Genomic DNA, 18,445 nt, shown 5'->3' on the forward strand with positions numbered 1-18,445 from the left:
GAACGACTTCTCCAACCTCGGCGACACCTCAACCCTTGCAGATCCCTCCGTCGTCGATAACCTCATCCAGAACAGGCCCTAGGTCGCAGGCAGGCCGCGTAAAAACACCCTGTGTCGCTTCTCAAGGCAACGTGGCGAGGCCGCTCTCGTGCTTGCCCTTTTCCGGAATGAAGACTGAGCGGCAAACGGTGCGGTTCAGTTCGGGTCGGTCTTCGCGTCGCTGACCTTGATGTCCGCAGACAGGTTCTGCTTGGCCTTTCGGCTGGGCAGTTTGGTGAAGCCGCGCACGTCGCTGATCTGGTCGAGGTCGCGCTCGATCATTACCGGGCTGGTCGCATAGGCCGTGACGAGTTCCGCCACCGAACGCAGGGCATGGAGGTGAATGCGCTCGTAGCCGTGGCTCGCATCGATGCCGAAGGTGATCAGTGCCGTGCGAACGTCCGCCCCGGCCTCGACGGCACTGGCGGAATCCGAACGGTAATACCGGAACACGTCCTTCTGGTAGCGGATGTCCTCGTCGCGGCAGATGTGGGCCAGCTTCTTGGTGAGGTGGTAGTCAAACGGGCCGGTCTGGTCGGCCATGGCGATGGTGACGCCGAACTCGTCCGAATTCTGCCCGGGAGCAGTGGTGCCATTGTCAATCGCGACCATCGAGGCGACCTGCGGCTGCAGGATCGAACTGGCGCCCACGCCCACTTCCTCGGCGATGGTGAAGAGGAAGTGGACGTCGACAGGCGTCTCGGCTTCCTCGGTCTGCAGCGCCCGGATTGCAGCCAGCATGATGGCGACGCCGGCCTTGTCGTCGAGATGGCGCGAGACGATGTAGCCGTTGTCGAGAATTTCGGTCTGGGGATCGATGGAGATGATGTCGCCTATGTCAATGCCGAGCTTGGCAAGCCCGACCTTGCCGCGGGCATAGGCATCGACGCGGACTTCGACGTTGTCCCAGCTCACCGGCTGGCTGTCGATCTCCTTGTTGAAGGTGTGGCCCGAAGCCTTGAGCGGCAGAATCGAGCCACGATAAGTGCCTTTCTCGGTGAAGATGGTGCAACGCGCGCCTTCGGCAAAGCGTGATGACCAGTGGCCGATGGGCACGATTTCGAGCCGCCCGTTGTCCTTCAGGTTCTTGACCTGTGCGCCCAGCGTATCGAGGTGGCTGACGATGGCGCGGGCGCCACGCGGATCGGCGCCGCGCCGGACCGCCCGGATCGCGCCTCGGCGGGTCAGTTCGGCGTCGATGCCCATATCGGCGAGTTCGGCCGTCACCAGCCGCACGACATTGTCGGTGTAGCCGCTGGGACTCGGCGTCTTCAGCAGCTTGGAAAGGATGGTGACGAGGTAGTCGGTGTCGATGGCAAGGCGGCTCAAGTCTTATGCTCGCTGGATCTGCGGCCGCTGCGCTGGACACGCGCTTCGGCGGGGAGGGAAAGGGGGAAAAGAAGGTCAACGAAACGCTGGGCGGTCGGCTGCGGCTCATGGTTGGCCAGCCCCGGGCGCTCGTTCGCTTCGATGAAGACATAGTCGGCGAAGCTGGGTGAACGCACCATGAAATCCACCCCGACCACCGGAATGTCGATGGCCTTGGCCACGTTGATCGCGGCCTGGACAAGTTCCGGATGCACCGCATCCGTCACGTCGTGGATGGTGCCGCCTGTGTGCAGGTTCGCGGTCTTGCGCACGAGCAGTTCCACACCTTCGGGCAGGATCGCATCCATGTCGTAGCCGGCCGCGCGCACGATCCGCTTCGTTTCAGCGTCGATCGGGATGCGCGACTCCCCACCGGTGGCGGCCATGCGCCGCCGGCTCTGGGCATCGATCAGCTCGGCGATAGTGCTCGATCCGTCGCCTGTGACGGCAGCCGGCTTTCGGATGGCAGCGGCGACGAGACGGAAGTTGATGACCACCAGTCGCAGGTCCTGACCCTCGAAGTACTGTTCGAGCAGCACCGCGCTCGACATGCGCTGCGCGGTGGCGATCGCGGTTTCGATCTCTTCGACAGTGCGCAGGTCGACCGAGATTCCCGTGCCCTGTTCCCCGCGCACGGGCTTGACCACCACCGAACCGTTGCGCGCGAGGAAGTCCTCGATCTGTTCGCGCGTGCCGTCCCACCCCACCTGATCGGGCACCTTGACCCCGGCTTCGGCAACCACGCGGCGCGAGATCTCCTTGTTGTCGCAGATCGACATGGCGACCGCGCTGGTGAACTCGGACAGGCTTTCGCGACACACCACCATGCGCCCGCCCAGCGACAGGCGGAACAGGCCACCCTCTGCGTCTATGATCTCGACATGGATGCCGCGCCGCCGGGCCTCGTCGACGATGATGCGGGCATAGGGATTGAGTTCGGCGCCTTGCTCCGGGCCGGTGAACAGCTTTTCGTTGAAGGTGTTCTTACGCTTGACCGTAAAGCTTTGGATGCGGCGGAAGCCGAGCTTCTCGTAAAGCGAAATGGCCGCCTCGTTGTCGTGCATGACGGTGAGGTCCATGTATTCGCGCCCAAGGCTCCAGAAATGCTCGGCAAGTGTTCGCGTCAGTGCTTTGCCGATGCCGGCCTGCCGGGCCTGAGGATCGGCGGCGAGGCACCACAAGGAACTGCCCCCGTCGTCGGGGCCGGTGTAGAAGGTGTGATCCACCCCCATGACGGCGCCGAGGATGTCGCCCGTCTGCGGGTCTTCCGCCACAAGCCAGTGCAGCCCGCGGGCTTCGAGATTGTCGTCGAAGAACTCGGGACGGATCACCACCATGTTGCGCGCGGCGAAGATCCGGTTGACCGCCTCCACGTCGCTCCCCGGCCGGATGGTGCGGATCGTGATGCCCGAAGGCAGCGGTTGTTCCTCATAGTCCTCGCGCATGAGGCGGTAGGTGTGCGAGGGATCGAGGAAAAGCTCCTGCGGCGCCGTAGCCAGCAGAACGTGTGGATTGGTGACGTAAATGGCGATGTCGCGGCAATTGGCCTGTTCCTCGCGCAGAGCTTCCGCGAAGTCCGATACCTCGGCAAAGCTGTTGCCGAAGATGATGCGGCCCCAGCCGCACTCGGCCACGGCGTTTTCGGTGGCCGCCCGGTGCGGCAGCACGGCCTGGTCGTGCATCACGAGCCGATCCCCTGCGTTTGCAGCCACATCTCGATCAGCCCGGCCTGCCAGAGTTCCGAGCCCTGCAGTGGCGTGATGTGGCTGGCGGGATCCGCGTAGAGCGTGTCGAGCCATTCCTGGCGGAACAACCCGCGCTCGCGGGCGGCCTGGCTGGAGAGCGCGTCGCGGACCAGATCGAGGTAGGGTCCGGAGATGTACTTGAGCTGCGGGACCGGGAAGTAGCCCTTCTTGCGGTCGATCACCTCGTGCGGGACGACCAGCCGGGCGGCGTCCTTGAGCACGCCCTTGCCGCCGTCATGCAGTTTGAACTCGGGCGGGATCGTCGCGGCGAGTTCGGCCAGTTCGTGGTCGAGGAACGGCACGCGTGCTTCCAGCCCCCAGGCCATCGTCATGTTGTCGACCCGCTTCACCGGATCGTCGACCAGCATGACCTGACTATCGAGCCGGAGTGCGGCATCCACCGGGGTCTCTGCGCCTGCGGCCAGGAGATGTGCAGCCACGAGATCGCGGCTGGCATCGCTATCGGCCAGCCATTCGGGTGCGAGCTGGCGGCCGAGCGTCGCATGGTTGCGGTCGAAGAAAGCGGCGGCATAGGCATCGACTACCGAGTTCGCGCCCGCCACCTTGGGATACCAGTGGTAGCCTGCGAAGATCTCGTCCGCGCCCTGGCCGGACTGAACCACCTTGATGTGCCTGGAGACTTCGCGGCTCAGCAGATAGAAGCCGATGTTGTCGTAACTGACCATCGGTTCCGACATCGCCGCGATCGTGCCCGGCAGGTTCTCCATGAGTTCCGACGAAGGCACGAAGATCTTGTGATGATCGGTGGCGAAGCGTTGCGCGATCAGATCGGAATAGACGAATTCGTCGCCTTTCTCGCCATTGGCTTCCTCGAAGCCGATCGAGAAGGTCATGAGGCCGGTCTGGCCCTGTTCGGCGAGAAGCCCGACGATTACGCTCGAATCGACGCCGCCCGACAGCAGTACGCCGACAGGAACGTCGGCCACCATGCGGCGTTTGACCGCGAGTTTGAGGGCATCGAGCACCCGGTCGCGCCAATCCTCGCGCGAGAGGCCCGCATCTTCGGGGCGACGCTCGTGCGGGGGATTCCAGTAGCACTTGTCCGCGAATCTGCCGTCCGTCTGATAGATGCGCACCGTTGCGGGAGGCAGTTTCCTGACTCCGTTGACCAGGGTCCGCGGCGGCGGTACGACCGCGTGGAAGGTCATGTAGTTATGCAGCGCAGCCCGGTCGATCGACGTATCGAGATCGCCAGCCGCGACAATTGCGGGAAGCGTCGAGGCGAAGCGCAGCCGCTTGCCGACTTGCGAATAATAGAGCGGCTTGATGCCGAAACGGTCGCGGGCCATCGTGACGACACCGCTGTCACGATCGACGATGACGAAGGCGAACATGCCGTGCAGGCGTTCGACGCAGGCAGCTCCCCACGCGTGGAAGGCCTTGAGGATCACTTCCGTGTCGCCGTGCGAAAAGAAGCGATAGCCTCTGGCGATCAGTTCCTCGCGCAGTTCGGGGTAATTGTAGATGCAGCCGTTGAAGACGATCGACAGGCCAAGGTCCGGATCGACCATGGGCTGCGCGGCATGTTCGGAAAGATCGATGATCTTCAGTCGCCGGTGGGCGAGGGCGACTCGCCCCTGCGCATAGACTCCGGCCCCGTCCGGGCCACGTGGTGCAAGCTTTTCCGCCATGCGGGCGACCGCGGCGCTGTCAGCCAGCGTGCCGTCGAAGCGGATTTCTCCAGCCAGGCCACACATGTCAGTGTTGCCTTTCGGAGAGAGAACGGAATGAATTCGAAATTACGAAGTTGCTGTTTGCCTCGACAGCTATGATAGCCTCCTGTGCCGGTTGCCGGAAAATAACGTCTGGGTCGCGCTGATGCGATCTGAAACTGTTTGCGGGCGCGCACTGCCGGCTGGCACCCCCTCAGATGTGTTTTGGGATGGTATCCTCCCGCAACTCGCGAAACAACCCGCAGAGCGGCATTTTGCTTTCAGGAAGGTTGGCTTGGCGTTCGCGCATATACCGCCGCACTTTCAGCAGCCGAAGCCAAACCTTTAGGACTGCGCATCTGTGCAATTCCAGTGCCGGGGGCTTCGCCGTCCGTACTTGCACCACCCATCCATACCTCCATCCATAAATCCTCCACAGTCGGAGGCATCCTGCACTGCGGGTGCAACAGAATGGCAGGGATGGTGATGGACGAACGGCCTTTCTCGGAGCCGGCGCCACGCGGAGTGGCGCCGGATGAGAGCGTCAAGGCGATAACGGTGTTTCTGGCCGGAACGATGATAACGCGCGAGACATCCGCCTCATGCACGGTGCGGAGTGTGGCGCCAGGGCAGGTGATCCTCGAAACCCGCATGCTGGTGGTAGCCGGAGATGACGTTCGCGTTCGCCTGAGCGACGGGCGGCTGCTCCGGGGCGATGTGGAATGGTGCAAGGACGGAGTGGTCTCGCTCCGCCTGACACTTATGCCTGACTGGATCGAGGAATTGTACAGTCGCCGGTCCGCCGCCTGACGGCAGGCAGCAGGCGTTTTCGTTTGGCTCGTCTCGAGTATCCACAATTCCCCCACGATCGCCGCGCAATTGCGCCAGGAGGAAAACGGATGCGCAAGGAGGAGAATTCATGGTTCCCGGGAATGGAGGGCAAGGCCATCACGCCAGCGCGAGTCTGATAGCGATCGCTTCACTGTGCCTCTTGACGGGTTGCGGTGGCGGGGATGCGAACAGTTCTGCCGATACGACGGCGACCGCCACCGCGACGCCAAGCCCGACGCCAACGCCGTCTCCTACTCCCACTCCCTCTCCGACCGCGACAACCGCCACTTATTCGACCGCCTCGGTACTCTGTCCTTACAGCGGCACGTATTCGGGAACCTTTAGCAAGGTAGTGCTGACCGCGCGCTGGGACTGGAACTGCGATGATGCGACCCGCACGCTCAGCGGCAACGGGCTGCCCGATCACGCAACCGGCGAATTTCCCAACAGCGGAAATCCCAATTCGATTACCGCACAGACGGTGAATGCCACGATGACGCTCACGCCCAGCCTTGCAGGCAGCGATACCGACCTGGGCGGGTCGAGAACGATTGCCTACGCGCTCAACAGTGTGAAGTTCGATCCGGCGACGGCCGGCACTTGCGATGGCAGTGCCACCCAGGCGTCCGACTGTGCACTTGATGGCGGCGGTGGCACCTGGAAGATCGAGGCATTGGGGCAGAGCGTGTTCGATTTCGGTGTGGACAGCAACAATGCCCACGTCCAGCCCACCGGCACCTATCACTACCACGGCATGCCCGAAGGGATGCTGACCAATGACGGGGTTTCGGACAGTAACCGCAAGATGGTGCTTGTCGGCTGGGCTGCGGATGGTTTTCCCGTCTATGCACGTTATTGCTACACGGATGCGATGGACGCGACGAGTGCGCTCAAGGTCTGCACCGGCAGCTATGTCGCAGACAGCACGCCCGATACCGGCCGTCCCTCGATATCATGGGTGCCGGAGGGCGCCTTCACTTCGGACTGGAGCTATTCGGCGAAGTCGGGTGATCTTGACGAATGCAACGGGCGTACCGGCGTCACACCGGAGTTCCCGGATGGCATCTACTATTACATGGTGACCGACAGTTATCCCTACTTCAGCCGCTGCGTCAGGGGGACATTGTGATCGGGCGCGGTCCCCTCGTGATCGCGATGCGGCTGGCGGCAGGGAGGCCACGACTTGCGCCAATGGCTCGCGGGCAAGCGGGCTGGAGCGATCCCCTACCAGACGGCCACCCTGTAAGGCGCATGCCGCCGACGAGGGGCTGGTGATCAAGGCACGCGCGCTTGTGCTCGCCTTCGCTGCGTTTCTGGCACTGTTCGCAGTGCCTGCGAATGCGCATCTGCTGCCCCGGCAGAACGCCACGCTTCATGTCGTGGGAGACAAGGGCTACCTTGTCATCGCGGTTCCCGCGAGCGCATTGGCAGGCGCGGACGAAAACCGCGACGGGCTGCTGTCACCGGGTGAGATTGACCGTCATCGCGCCGCCATATCGGCGCGCGTGCGCGCGGGCTTCACCGTGAGTACCGGAGGCCAGACGCTGCCTTTCGCGTTTCTCTGGCTTGCCGATCCGGATGGCGGGACCGGGAACGGAACGGGCAGCAGTTCCGGCGCGCCGTACCTGATCGCCATGGCCGGCGTGCCGCTCGCTGCCAGGGCTGGTCCGCTCACCGTCCGGACCGATCTGTTCGGCACCCGCGCCGGTGAGGGACAGATGACCCTGCGCGCTCATCGCGGCGATGACGTCGAGATCGCCCAGCTCACGCCCATGCATGCAGCTGGCACAGTCTTTCAGGGGACTGCGGGACTGTTTGCCGCCATGGCCGGAACCGGCATGACCCACATCCTGGGTGGCGCGGACCACTTGTTGTTCCTGCTGACCCTGGTGATCGCCGGGGTCACCTGGCGCCAGCTTGCAGCGCAAGTGACGGCCTTCACCTTGGCCCATAGTGCTACCCTAACGTTGACATTGTTAGGTCTTGTCCATGCCGATCCAGCCTGGGTGGAACCGGGCATCGCGCTCAGCATCGTACTGGTCGCGCTGCTCAATCTTGCGGGAAGCGTGCATGGGGCGGCAACGCGCGTTTGCGTGGTGTTCGCGTGCGGCCTGTTGCACGGCCTCGGTTTTGCCTCGGCTCTGGACGGGATAGCCGGCGAGAGCAGCCAGCGGCTGCCGATGCTCGCGGGCTTCAATCTCGGCATCGAGGCCGGGCAGGTCGTGTTCCTCGCGGCACTGCTTGCAGCAGGCTGGGCGCTGCATCGTGTTCTGGTCCGCGCAGGTGCAACCTTGCCCGCGTTGGGGCCGCGCCTTGCGTCCGCCACTGCCATGGGTTTTGGATTGTTGATGATCGCCGGGCGCACTGTCCCTGCAATGGCGGGGCTTGGCCTCTAGGTCCTGACCCTAGCTCTTGGTCGGAGGATCGAAACGGTAGCCCATGCCGTAGACCGCGGCGATGCAGCGCGCCTCAGGGTCCACGGAGGTAATCTTGCGGCGGATGTTCTTCATGTGGCTGTCGATGGCCCGGTCAGAGGATTCGAGAGCACGATCGCCCAGCCGATCCAGCAGTTGCGCGCGCGAAAAGACCCGCCCAGGCTGGCCGAACAGCGCGGCAAGCACCGCGTATTCGGCGGGTGAGAGCGGCAGCCACTCCCCGGCCCAGGCGATGCGCTGCTGCTCGCTGTCGATGGCATAAGGCGCGTTCGCGGCGGCATCGCGGATGACGCGGCCTTCGGCACGGCGGATGGCGGCCGCAATCCGCGCCATCACCTCGCGCGGGCTGAACGGCTTGCAGATATAGTCGTCCGCCCCCGTCTCGAGTCCGCGCAACCGGTCGATCTCGTCCACCCGGGCTGTCAGCATCAGCACCGGTGCCGCGCAGAACTCGCGCAGCGCCCCGCACAAGGTGAAGCCATCGGTACCGGGCAGCATCAGGTCTAGCAGGATTGCTGCTGGCGGATTGGCGCGCGCGGCCACGAGGACATCGCGGCTGTCGGGAAACAGCCGGGCGGTGTAACCCTCGGCATGCAGGTAGTCGCGCAGCACGCCGGCGATCTTGGTGTTATCCTCTACCACGAAGACGGTACGCGCGTTCATTTGCCCTCCTTCCGACACCGGCGCGCCGTGCGCGGCAGGTTGAGGCACAGGCGTAGTCCACCGAGCGGAGAATCTGCAGCTGTCAATGTCCCGCCGTGGGCGAGGGCGATAGCTCTGGCGATGGCAAGACCAAGTCCGCTCCCGCCGGTTTCCCTGTCCCGCGCCTCGTCCAGCCGGAACAGCGGCTCGAACAGGGCTTCGCGGGACTGTGCAGGAACCCCCGGTGCGCTGTCGTCGATGCAGATGACGACCCGCTCGTTCGCGGGGGCCAGCGCAATGCGCACTTCGCCCGGCGAATCGGTGTAGCGCAGGGCATTGCTCAACGCATTGGCAAGAAGCTGTTCGATACGAGCCGCATCCCACGTCACGGGCACAGCTTCGGACCGGCCGTCGAAGTGCAATGCCAGACCGCTGGCTTGCGCCTGGCGGGCAAAGCGGTCGATCGCGGCCCGGCATACGTCGCCTGCATCGGTTGGCAGGAATGTGCAGGGCAATGCATCAAGATCAGCCATGGCAAGCTGATGCAGGTCCTCCACGAGCCGGCCCAGATGCTCGGCCTCCTCGCGGATTGATTGAAATGTCTCGTCGCCGAGTGGCCTGATGCCGTCGTTCACCGCTTCCAGTTCGGCGCGAAGGGCCGCCAGCGGTGTGCGTAACTCGTGGGCAATTTCGGCCAGCCAGCGCCGTCGCGTTTGCTCGAGCTGGCCGAGTGCTTCGGCCATGGCATTGATGTCACTTCCGACAACGTCCACTTCGGCAACGAAGCTGCCGGGTGCCCGCGCAGTGTAGTCGCCCTGGGCAATGGCATCGCTTGCGCGCTGGTAGGCGCTTGCAAGCCGCGCGCCTGCGCGGGCTGCCAGCCATGCGGGCAGAAGGCTGGCGAACAGCAGCAATATGGTAATGACCGTGGCGCCCCGGTACTGACTTGCGAGGAAACGGGCATCGACGCCAAGTGGTGCAGGGCCGCGTGGCAGCAGGACCAGCAAACCAATCGCCTGCCCGTCGAGACGCAACGTGCTGCGGACGGTATGCCGCGGCCAGTGTCCATCGGCAGGGCCGGGCGGACCGTGCAGCTTTGTGCCGTTCCAGTCGTAGACGAACAGGCGGGGCCCCAAAGCTTCGGGAGGAGGTGGCATCCGGCGCTGGCCGTTGACGCTGTGCAAAGGCTTTGCGCCAGGCGGCGGCAGCGGCACTTTGGCTGAGACCACATCGACCAGGGACACATTACCGGATCGCACCGCGGTCACGCCGCCGTCTTCGCGGGCCTGTGCAACGACCTCTGCAGCAAGGTCTTGCAGACGCTCGTTGTCGCGCGCAGCCAGATAGTCCCGGAAACCCCGTTCGAGATTGATCGAGAGGAACGCAGCCATCGCCAGCGCTCCGGCCAGCGCGGCACCTGCAACGCTCAAGAAAACGAGAGTAAACAGCCTGATTTTCATCTGGCTTGAGTGTCCCCTTGGCAGGTGGTGCAGGTCAATCCCTCGCACCTGCCAGCAGACAATGGATAAATGATGGGGGAAAGCAGGGTGCGACCGATCAGGTCATGGCCAAGCAGCCTCGAAAAATTGCAGCGTTCTGTATGTGTTGTCGAAGAGTATGGAAACCATCGATTCCCGTGATGGGAGCGATGGTGCCCGGGGACGGAATCGAACCGCCGACACCATGATTTTCAGTCATGTGCTCTACCAACTGAGCTACCCGGGCATCGCTTCGTGCGGCGGTCCGTGGGGACCGGCGAGCGGCTGGTTGCGGGCCTATGGCGAAGCGCGTCCGGCTTGGCAACCCCCTAATCGAGAGGATTTTTCAATCGTCCTGTGAATTGTCCGGAAAGCTGGGTGGACCGGGCAGCGCATAGCCATCGTCGAGCCATTGCAGGAGATCCCGGTCCCGGCAGCGTTTGGAACAGAATGGCGCGTGTTCGGCCTTGCGGGGCTTGCCGCAGATGGGACATTTGCGTTCGGACTTGGTCATGGCGTGACGGCCTGCGCGAATCCGCCGGTGAGTGCAAGGCCGGGTTCTTCGCTCCATTGCAGCGAGCGGCCGGTCCGGCGGGCGAGTTCCGATTCCCATTGCGGGGTGATCGCGGTGCGAACGGAGGAGGGTACCGTGAGGAGCAGTCTTCCCGGTGCACTGACCATTTCTGCCTGTCGCAGCAGCAGGCGCGCGGCGGCACCTGCCGGGTCGCTGCGGACGCGTTGCAGGATCGAGGGGCGTTCCAGCCGGGAGACGAGCTGGACGAATCCAAAACCGTTCATTGCCGTGCGCTGGTGCGGCCAGTGATCCAGCGCGGCAGCGAGCGCCTCGTCCACCATGCGCCGGTCGTCCTTGCGTTCCAATGATGGAAAATCGATGCCGATCGAGCCGGCGAGATCGAGCTGCCCGATGGCGCGGGCGATCGCCGGGACAGCTGCCAGAGCGAGCGCTCTTGGCGCCTGCGTGCCGTCGATGTCGATCAGTGTCATCGCGGGAGTCGGCGTGACGACGAGCGCGCCGCCATCGAAGGCGATCACGCCATCCAGCGCCTCGCCGATCAGTTCCGGCCAGGGATCATCGGGGAAGCGGCGGACGGTGCGCACGGGCAACCCGTTCGCCGACAGGGATTCGGTCAGAGCAGGGGCAGGACGCACAGGCAGGGAACAGGCGCGCGCCTGCGCGCGTTTGAAACGGCCAGTCTCGGCCATTGCGGAACGCGTTACCTGCACACGTACCGGCGCGCCCTCGCTGGCCGATGCTGCGAGGCCGTCAACCAGCGCTTCCTCACCAGAGGCAAAGCGGACCGTACCGCGCGGCGATCCGGCGCGGCGGGAGACGAGCAGCGCTTCGGCGACTTCTCCGGCTGACAGGTGCCCCGGCCATTCGAGGCGGGCTGCCAATACATCGCCGCCTTCGATCAGGATCGCGCGGCTTTCGCCGATCCCTTCCTCGACCAGCCACTCAGGCAATCGCGAATCCCGCTGATTTCAGCAGGGCCCGGGTCTCGAACAAGGGGAGGCCGACGACGCCTGAATGACTGCCGGAGATCCACGCGATGAGACCTTCGGCACTGCCCTGAATGGCATAGCCGCCCGCCTTTCCGTCCCACTCGCCACCCGCGATGTAGGCGTCGACTTCCTCGCGCGAAAGCGGCTTGAAGCGGACTATGGTTTCGGACAGCCGCTCGCGCACCGATCCGTCGGGCGCCCGCAGGGCAATCGCGGAGAGCACGCGGTGGCGGCGGCCGGACAGCAGGTCGAGGCAGGCGCGCGCGGTTGTTTCATCCTCGGCCTTGGGCAGGATGCGCCGTCCGCAGGCAACCACGGTGTCTCCGGCCAATACGAATGCATCGGACGAGGCTGCGGCGCACGCCTTTTCGCGCGCCATGCGGCGGGCATAGTCGCGCGGCACTTCGCGCGCAGCCGGGGTCTCATCGATATCGGCCGCTGCGATGGCGTCCGGAGTCAATCCCAGACGCGCGATCAGTTCGCGGCGGCGCGGGCTGGCCGAAGCCAGGATCAGGCGGGGAGCGGGGGCGGCGGCTGGCGCCTCCCCGACAGGGGCCTCAGTACTGACCGGGGCCACCGCGACCGGGCATGAAGCGGTAGGTGATACGACCCTTGGTAAGGTCGTAGGGGGTGAGCTCGACGAGGACTTCGTCGCCGACCAGCACGCGGATGCGGTTCTTGCGCATCTTGCCAGCGGTATGGCCAAGGATCTCGTGGCCGTTTTCCAGCTCTACGCGGAACATGGCGTTGGGCAGGAGTTCGACGACCCTGCCGCGCATCTCGAGGAGTTCTTCTTTCGCCATCGGCGATCAATATCCGTTGTTCTGATGTGTCATCGGGGCGCCACATAGCGGCGGTCCGCCGAAAATGGAAGTCTTCGCGGTTCAGTGTGATGAAAGATACGCTGCGACAAAATGTTACGAGGCGTGAACTTGCCCGGCGAAATGGGACAAGGCATCAGCGCAACCGGGATGGGACATGGATGATCTTGGCGGAGATTCTCGACGGTGCGTTCCCTTTCCCTGCTCAGTCTTGCGAGCTGTCTGTGCTGGCCGATGGGCGCATTTGCGCAAGAAACCGGGCCATCTCTGATCACCGACGACGAGTCGAATGACCCTCTGGAGGTCCACGGCAACGAAATCCTCGTCATGGGTGTTCGTATCCGCGGCCAGATCGATGGGCCGCAACAGCCCGTGCAGGTGTTCGATGAAGAGGACATCGCGTCCTACGGCGCCAATTCCATTGCCGAGCTGATCGAAGCGATCTCCCCGCAGACGACGAGCGGGCGGGGGCGTGGCGATGGCCGGCCGGTCATGCTCGTGAACGGGCAGCGGATCAGCAGTTTCCGGGAAATGCGCAATATTCCGCCCGAGGCGATCCGCCGCCTCGAAGTCCTGCCCGAGGAAGTCGCGCTGCGGTTCGGCTATCCGCCCAACCAGCGCGTGATCAACATCATCCTCAAGGACCAGTTTGCAGCCATGACGGCAGCAGGCGAATACAACCGGCCTGATCGCGGTGGTTACGACAACTTCGAGCTGGAAGGCGGCTTGTTCAAAATATCGGGCCCTCGCCGCTACAACGTGACGGCCAAGCTCGACGAAACGACGATGCTGACCGAGGCAGAGCGTCAGGTGAAGCAGGATGCCTCGGCCATGCCGACCGTCGCGGGCGATCCCGATCCCGCGCGGTACCGCAGCCTGGCCAGTGCGGACCACGAATTCTCGCTCGAAGGCACGATGACGCAGGGGCTGGGCGAGAACGGCCTGGGCGGCTCGAGTACCGCCAGTGGTGGCTACACGCACACCCAGACCACCAGGCTCTCCGGCCTCGATACGGTAACGCTGAGCTATGACGGTAACAGCGCCCTGCGTGCCTTGCCCGATCCGCTCACCACGCGCGTGGTGGCGGACGAGTTCGATGCCAGCTTCGGCTACAGCAAGATGCTCGGCAACTGGACCTTCAGCGCGACCGCCGACGGCAGCTATGTCGATACGAACACGCGGGTGGACCGGCGGCGCGATACCTCGGGACTGGTAGATGCCGCTGCTGCCGGCAATCTGGCGATCGACGGCGCATTGCCCTTCGTCCCGGGCGCGGGCGTGGACACAGCCACCAACCGCGCGTTGTCGCTCACCAGCCTCGCCACCCTGTCCGGGAAGGCGTTCCGAACACCGGCAGGTGATGCCAACCTGACAGTCAAGGCCGGATACGACTTCAGCCGAACCCGCAGCGAGGACAGCCGCAATACGATGGGTGCCGTGACGCTGCGGCGCGGAGACCTGCAGGGCGGGCTGAACCTCGCGCTGCCGCTGACCAGCAGCGAATTTCTGGGTGCCGTGGGCGATGTGTCGCTGAATGTCAGCGGCGGGCTCAACCATCTTTCCGATTTCGGGACGCTGACGGACTGGAGCGCGGGCCTCACCTGGTCTCCCACGGATACGTTGACCTTCCAGGCGAGCTACCTCGTCAACGAAGCCGCGCCCTCGCTGGCGCAGCTCGGCGCGCCGACGGTGCTCAACTACAACGTTGCGGTCTATGACTTCACCAACGCGACGACGGCGCTGGTGACCACGACCACGGGCGGCAATCCCGATCTGGTCAAGGAGAAGCAGCGTGACATCAAGCTGTCCGCGCAATGGAAGCTGCCGTTCCTCGACCGCTCGAACCTGATGGTGGAATATTTCCGCAACCGCTCCACCGACGTCACCCAGTCGTTCCCGTTGCTGACGCCCGCGATCGAGGCGGCCTTCGCCAACCGGGTGACGCGCGACAGTGCCGGAAACCTGCTCGCCATCGACCGGCGGGCCGTGACTTTCGACGAAGTGTCCAATTCGAGCATCCGCTGGGGCATCAACCTTTCCGGCAAACTGGGCAGCGACGCGGGCGGGTTCGGCTCGCGCGGCGGCTCGCCGGAAGCTGCGCGGCCCGCCACACCACCGCCGGGCCCTGAAGCCTCGCCGGGAGGGACGCGGAACAGCTTCGACCCGTCTCGCTTCGAGGCCATCCGTACGCAGCTTTGCACGCCCGGTGCAGAACCTGACATGGCGGGCTTGCCGGAAGGGTTGCGCAGCCGCCTCGCCGGCGTGGATGGAAAGCCCGACCCGCAAAAGCTCGCCCAGTTCCGCGAGCGCGCCTGCTCGGCGGATGCCACATTCCGTCCCGGCTTCGATCCCGGGCAATTCGCTCGCCTCCGCGCCGCGATCTGCGCGAAGGGTGCGGTCGAGCTGTCGGCTCTGCCGGAACGCATGGCGGAGCGGCTGCACGGCGAAGACGGCAAGGTCGACGAGGCGCGTCTGGCACAGATGCGCGAGAGGATGTGCAGCGCTGATGGCGGGCGGCCGGGCGGCGCGGCCTCGCAGACACCGCCGGAAACTGCTTCGCGGGCGCCATCCGGTGGAGGCATGCGCGGCCCGATGGCCGGGCCGCCGCGTGGCGGGCGGTGGAATATCTCGATCTACCACACCTGGCGCTTCAGCGACCGCGTGGCGATTGCCGCAGGCGTGCCGGTGCTCGATCAGTTGGCAGGTGATGCGATTGCCGCTGGGGGCGTGGCGCGCCATGCCATCGAGTTCGAGGGCGGGCTGTTCAGGAACGGCGTGGGCCTGCGCCTCAATGGACAATGGACAGCGCCGGCGCACGTCAACGGCAGCGGCTTGCCCGGCAGTTCGGACTTGCGCTTCGGTGCCTACACCGCGGTGAACTTGCGGTTGTTCATGGATCTCGATCAGCAGAAAAATCTGATCGCGAAAGTGCCATTTCTGCAGGGCACGCGCGTGTCGTTCACCGTCGACCGGTTGTTCGATTCCCGCCAGAAGGTCACGGACGAGGATGGCGAAGTGCCGATCGCCTATCAGAAGGCTTTCCGCGAACCGCTCGGCCGCGTGATAGGGATCGACCTGCGCAAGCGCTTCTGAGGACAACGCTCCGGCAGGGCTACCGTTTCGCCGTCGCGCGTCCTATCTCGCGGCGATGGCGCGTACTCCTGCCGGAACTCCCGATAACCCCCAGGGTGGCGAACGCTTCAACGAGGAGCGGGCGACCTACACCGTGCGCGGGAGCGATCAGCCCGACCTGCAGGCCGGGGCCGAGGTGATCCGCGATACGGTGCGCACGCTGCCCTCGCGACCGGGCGTGTACCGGATGCAGGATGCACGCGGCGAAGTCCTCTATGTCGGCAAGGCAAGGGTCCTGCGCAACCGGGTGGCCAACTACGTTCAGTGGGAACGCCTGCCGATCCGCCTGCAGCGCATGGTCAGCCAGACGCGCTCGATGACGATCGTCACGACCAATTCGGAAGCCGAAGCACTGCTGCTCGAAGCGCAGCTGATCAAGCGCTTCCGCCCGGCCTACAACGTGCTTTTGCGCGACGACAAGTCGTTCCCTTTCATCCTGCTGCGCTCTGATCACGAGTTCCCGCGGATCATGAAGCATCGCGGTGCGCGCAAGGCCAAGGGTAACTACTATGGCCCCTTCGCCAGCGCAGGGTCGGTCAACACCACGATCAATGCGCTGCAGAAGCTGTTCCTGCTGAGGAGTTGCACCGACAGCTTCTTTTCGCGGCGCGACCGGCCTTGCCTGCTCTATCAGATCAAGCGCTGCTCGGCCCCTTGCGTTGGCCGCATCGATGAGGCGGGCTACGCGGAACTGGTGCAGGAGGCGAAGGACTTCCTCGGCGGCAAATCCAGCGCGGTGCAGCGCAAGATCGAGGCGCAGATGGCCGAGGCCGCCGAAACCCTGGATTTCGAGCGCGCCGCGATGCTGCGTGACCGGCTGCGTGCGGCGACTTTCATCCAGGGCAGTCAGGCGATCAACGCCGAAGGGCTCGACAGTGCCGACATATTCGCGCTCGCCAACCGCAATGGCCAGATTGGCGTGCAGGCCTTCTTCATTCGCGGCGGCCAGAACTGGGGCCACCGCGCCTTCTTCCCGACGCATACCGAGGGGCTTTCGGAGGAAGAGGTGCTGCAAAGCTTCCTCACCCAATTCTACGAGGAAGTGCCGCCCGCGCGCACCATCCTTGTCGACCGCGAGCTACCCGAGCGGGAATTGCTGGCCGAGGCGTTTCGTGAAGGGGCAGGGGGCAAAGTCGAGATTTCCATCCCTCAGCGTGGGTCGCGCAGGCGGCTGATGGAGCAGGCCACGCGCAACGCCGTCGAGGCGCTCGACCGCCGTCTCGCCGAGCGCGGCACGCAGGCGAAGATCATGCGCGAACTGGCGGAGTTCCTCGAACTGCCCGACGTGCCACAGCGGATCGAGGTCTACGACAACTCGCATATCCAGGGCACCAAGGCACTGGGGGCGATGGTGGTGGCGGGGCCGGAAGGCTTCCTCAAGAACCAGTACCGCAAGTTCAACATCAAGTCGGCGCAGACCAACGACGACTTCGCGATGATGCGCGAAGTCATGACCCGCCGCTTCGGTCGTGTGCAGGAGGAAGACCCCGAGCGCACGAGCGGGACCTGGCCCGACCTCGTGCTGATCGATGGCGGCAAGGGCCAGATGAGCGCGGTGAAGGATGCGCTGGAGGAACTCGGCATCGAGGACGTCAACCTTATCGCCATCGCCAAGGGACCGCACCACGGGCGCGAGGGGCGCGAAGTGTTCCACTTCCCCGACGGGCGCGAGAAAATGCTGCCGGTCAATTCACCGCTGCTGTTCCACCTTCAGCGCCTGCGCGACGAAGTGCACCGCTATGTGATCGGCGCCCACCGCGACAAGCGCAGCAGGGCCATCACCGCAAGCCCGCTCGATGAAATTCCCGGCATCGGTCCCGCGCGCAAGCGGGCGCTGCTGCTGCACTTCGGTACGGCAGGGAAAGTGCGCGCGGCCAGTCTGGAGGATCTCCAGCGCGCGCCCGGCGTCAGCGCGGCGGTGGCGCAGACGATTTACGATTTCTACCACCCCGGCGGGTGACGCGGCGAACCGGGCGTCCGTGTCGCGTGCAGACCGCCCGGCTTACCGCTTCCGGTTATTTCAAAATGGCCTCGCGCACGAGCATGTCGCCCATGACGGTACGGATCGAACTGCGGGCCGCCTGTTCCTGGTTGGCCTTGCTCATCGAGCCCCAGATCTTCTTGCCCAGGGAATATTCGTCTGCGGTCGAGTGATCGAATGCGGCCATGTTGGCATATTGGGTGGCGAGGATGATATCCGGTTCGCCTTCGCGCGGATCAGAGACCAGCATGACCTTGTAGTCCATGATATAGCCGGCCTTCTTCATGGCTTCCTGCTGTTCCTTCCAGGGGCCGGCCAGCCAGGCCATGTAATCGTCGAAGTGGCCATCGACTGTCTTGATATCCGCGAAGTCCCACACTGGCCCTTTGTCGAAAGTGGGGCCGTCGTTTTGTGCAAGCGCAGGCGCTGCAATCAGGCTCAGCGCGAGAAATGCCAGTTTGCCATGTCGCATTCTCTTTCTCCTTCTTGATGGAACGCAGTCAACGGCGCGTTCAAGCCGCTTCGAAGGGAGAGGGGTATTGTGATCTGGAAGTGGCATCGCACATCGATGGAAGGAGTTTAGGTGTCGGTTAAATATTGTTCAACGGGATTGTTGTTTACTAACTTTTGACTTCTATCTTTAAGAAGTGCCATATTGAATGATATTGTTTAAATCATTCTGGTCAGGTCCTTTTGTAAGGAAGTAGGGGTGAAGTGATGTGGCGACAAGACTGGACAGCGAGGCCGAATTGCCCCGAGCGTTCTTCATGGCAGCA

The 18,445-nt window shown here is 64.2% G+C and carries 15 protein-coding genes and 1 tRNA gene; 5 read left to right on the top strand and 11 right to left on the bottom strand.

What is annotated here, in order from left to right; genetic code table 11:
• Positions 1–195: 195 nt before the first annotated feature.
• From MTR64_RS13380 to MTR64_RS13390, 3 genes are read right to left on the bottom strand one after another with little or no spacing between them, the layout of a single operon-like run.
• Positions 196–1,368 (bottom strand): osmoprotectant NAGGN system M42 family peptidase, encoded by a 1,173-nt coding sequence (locus tag MTR64_RS13380; protein ID WP_243994587.1) that lies wholly within the window; start codon positions 1,366–1,368, stop codon positions 196–198.
• Complete coding sequence (ngg, locus tag MTR64_RS13385; RefSeq protein ID WP_243994588.1) at positions 1,365–3,089, bottom strand: N-acetylglutaminylglutamine synthetase; 1,725 nt, start codon at positions 3,087–3,089, stop codon at positions 1,365–1,367. Before ngg ends, MTR64_RS13380 begins: the two co-directional genes overlap by 4 nt.
• Positions 3,089–4,870, bottom strand: a complete 1,782-nt coding sequence (locus tag MTR64_RS13390; protein WP_243994589.1) for an N-acetylglutaminylglutamine amidotransferase — start codon at positions 4,868–4,870, stop codon at positions 3,089–3,091. The genes ngg and MTR64_RS13390 overlap by 1 nt, the downstream gene beginning before the upstream one ends.
• A gap of 426 nt (positions 4,871–5,296) precedes the next feature.
• On the opposite strand from MTR64_RS13390, the gene MTR64_RS13395 reads away from it, so the two are divergent.
• From MTR64_RS13395 to MTR64_RS21490, 3 genes are all read left to right on the top strand, one after another.
• The gene (locus MTR64_RS13395) at positions 5,297–5,635 is read left to right on the top strand and encodes a hypothetical protein (protein ID WP_243994590.1); all 339 of its coding nucleotides are present in this window, start codon (positions 5,297–5,299) and stop codon (positions 5,633–5,635) included.
• 109 nt (positions 5,636–5,744) lie between these two features.
• Complete coding sequence (locus tag MTR64_RS13400) at positions 5,745–6,785, top strand: YHYH protein (RefSeq protein WP_243994591.1); 1,041 nt, start codon at positions 5,745–5,747, stop codon at positions 6,783–6,785.
• Between the two features lie 142 nt (positions 6,786–6,927).
• Positions 6,928–8,052 (top strand): HupE/UreJ family protein, encoded by a 1,125-nt coding sequence (locus MTR64_RS21490; RefSeq protein WP_243994592.1) that lies wholly within the window; start codon positions 6,928–6,930, stop codon positions 8,050–8,052.
• Positions 8,053–8,061: 9 nt separating this feature from the next.
• Here the strand turns inward: MTR64_RS21490 and MTR64_RS13410 are convergent, their stop codons facing one another.
• The 7 genes from MTR64_RS13410 to infA form a co-directional block, all read right to left on the bottom strand.
• A complete protein-coding gene (locus MTR64_RS13410) occupies positions 8,062–8,754 on the bottom strand; it encodes a response regulator (protein ID WP_243994593.1) in 693 nt (230 codons plus the stop codon).
• Positions 8,751–10,193: an ATP-binding protein gene (locus MTR64_RS13415; RefSeq protein ID WP_243994594.1), complete on the bottom strand. Its 1,443-nt coding sequence runs from the start codon at positions 10,191–10,193 to the stop codon at positions 8,751–8,753. The genes MTR64_RS13410 and MTR64_RS13415 overlap by 4 nt, the downstream gene beginning before the upstream one ends.
• Positions 10,194–10,382: 189 nt before the next feature.
• Positions 10,383–10,458 (bottom strand) — tRNA-Phe (locus MTR64_RS13420).
• Between the two features lie 99 nt (positions 10,459–10,557).
• Positions 10,558–10,725, bottom strand: coding sequence for a DNA gyrase inhibitor YacG (yacG, locus tag MTR64_RS13425; protein WP_084384809.1), 168 nt, complete (start codon positions 10,723–10,725; stop codon positions 10,558–10,560).
• Positions 10,722–11,696: a ribonuclease E/G gene (locus tag MTR64_RS13430; protein WP_243994595.1), complete on the bottom strand. Its 975-nt coding sequence runs from the start codon at positions 11,694–11,696 to the stop codon at positions 10,722–10,724. The genes yacG and MTR64_RS13430 overlap by 4 nt, the downstream gene beginning before the upstream one ends.
• The gene (locus MTR64_RS13435; RefSeq protein ID WP_243994596.1) at positions 11,689–12,312 is read right to left on the bottom strand and encodes a Maf family protein; all 624 of its coding nucleotides are present in this window, start codon (positions 12,310–12,312) and stop codon (positions 11,689–11,691) included. Before MTR64_RS13435 ends, MTR64_RS13430 begins: the two co-directional genes overlap by 8 nt.
• Entirely contained in the window at positions 12,293–12,538 is a 246-nt protein-coding gene (gene infA, locus MTR64_RS13440; protein WP_007014967.1) for a translation initiation factor IF-1, read from the bottom strand. Before infA ends, MTR64_RS13435 begins: the two co-directional genes overlap by 20 nt.
• A gap of 252 nt (positions 12,539–12,790) precedes the next feature.
• Here infA and MTR64_RS13445 point away from each other — a divergent pair, with 252 nt between their 5' ends.
• Positions 12,791–15,649 carry a TonB-dependent receptor plug domain-containing protein gene (locus tag MTR64_RS13445; protein WP_243994597.1) on the top strand — a complete coding sequence of 953 codons (2,859 nt, stop codon included), beginning with the start codon at positions 12,791–12,793 and terminating at the stop codon, positions 15,647–15,649.
• A gap of 55 nt (positions 15,650–15,704) precedes the next feature.
• A complete protein-coding gene (uvrC, locus tag MTR64_RS13450) occupies positions 15,705–17,648 on the top strand; it encodes an excinuclease ABC subunit UvrC (RefSeq protein ID WP_243994598.1) in 1,944 nt (647 codons plus the stop codon).
• Between the two features lie 55 nt (positions 17,649–17,703).
• Here uvrC and MTR64_RS13455 read toward each other — a convergent pair whose 3' ends face one another.
• Complete coding sequence (locus tag MTR64_RS13455; protein WP_243994599.1) at positions 17,704–18,141, bottom strand: hypothetical protein; 438 nt, start codon at positions 18,139–18,141, stop codon at positions 17,704–17,706.
• Positions 18,142–18,445: the final 304 nt, after the last annotated feature.

Source organism: Novosphingobium album (ex Hu et al. 2023), from assembly GCF_022832385.1.
GTDB lineage: Bacteria > Pseudomonadota > Alphaproteobacteria > Sphingomonadales > Sphingomonadaceae > Novosphingobium > Novosphingobium album.

What these genes read in the sequence shown, in the direction of transcription:
- ngg (WP_243994588.1), bottom strand. Translation starts at nt 3,089, where the DNA reads ATGCACGACCAGGCCGTGCTGCCGCACCGGGCGGCCACCGAAAACGCC.
- MTR64_RS13390 (WP_243994589.1), bottom strand. Translation starts at nt 4,870, where the DNA reads ATGTGTGGCCTGGCTGGAGAAATCCGCTTCGACGGCACGCTGGCTGAC.
- MTR64_RS13395 (WP_243994590.1), top strand. Translation starts at nt 5,297, where the DNA reads ATGGCAGGGATGGTGATGGACGAACGGCCTTTCTCGGAGCCGGCGCCA.
- MTR64_RS13400 (WP_243994591.1), top strand. Translation starts at nt 5,745, where the DNA reads ATGGTTCCCGGGAATGGAGGGCAAGGCCATCACGCCAGCGCGAGTCTG.
- MTR64_RS13410 (WP_243994593.1), bottom strand. Translation starts at nt 8,754, where the DNA reads ATGAACGCGCGTACCGTCTTCGTGGTAGAGGATAACACCAAGATCGCC.
- MTR64_RS13415 (WP_243994594.1), bottom strand. Translation starts at nt 10,193, where the DNA reads ATGAAAATCAGGCTGTTTACTCTCGTTTTCTTGAGCGTTGCAGGTGCC.
- yacG (WP_084384809.1), bottom strand. Translation starts at nt 10,725, where the DNA reads ATGACCAAGTCCGAACGCAAATGTCCCATCTGCGGCAAGCCCCGCAAG.
- infA (WP_007014967.1), bottom strand. Translation starts at nt 12,538, where the DNA reads ATGGCGAAAGAAGAACTCCTCGAGATGCGCGGCAGGGTCGTCGAACTC.
- MTR64_RS13445 (WP_243994597.1), top strand. Translation starts at nt 12,791, where the DNA reads ATGGGCGCATTTGCGCAAGAAACCGGGCCATCTCTGATCACCGACGAC.
- uvrC (WP_243994598.1), top strand. Translation starts at nt 15,705, where the DNA reads ATGGCGCGTACTCCTGCCGGAACTCCCGATAACCCCCAGGGTGGCGAA.
- MTR64_RS13455 (WP_243994599.1), bottom strand. Translation starts at nt 18,141, where the DNA reads ATGCGACATGGCAAACTGGCATTTCTCGCGCTGAGCCTGATTGCAGCG.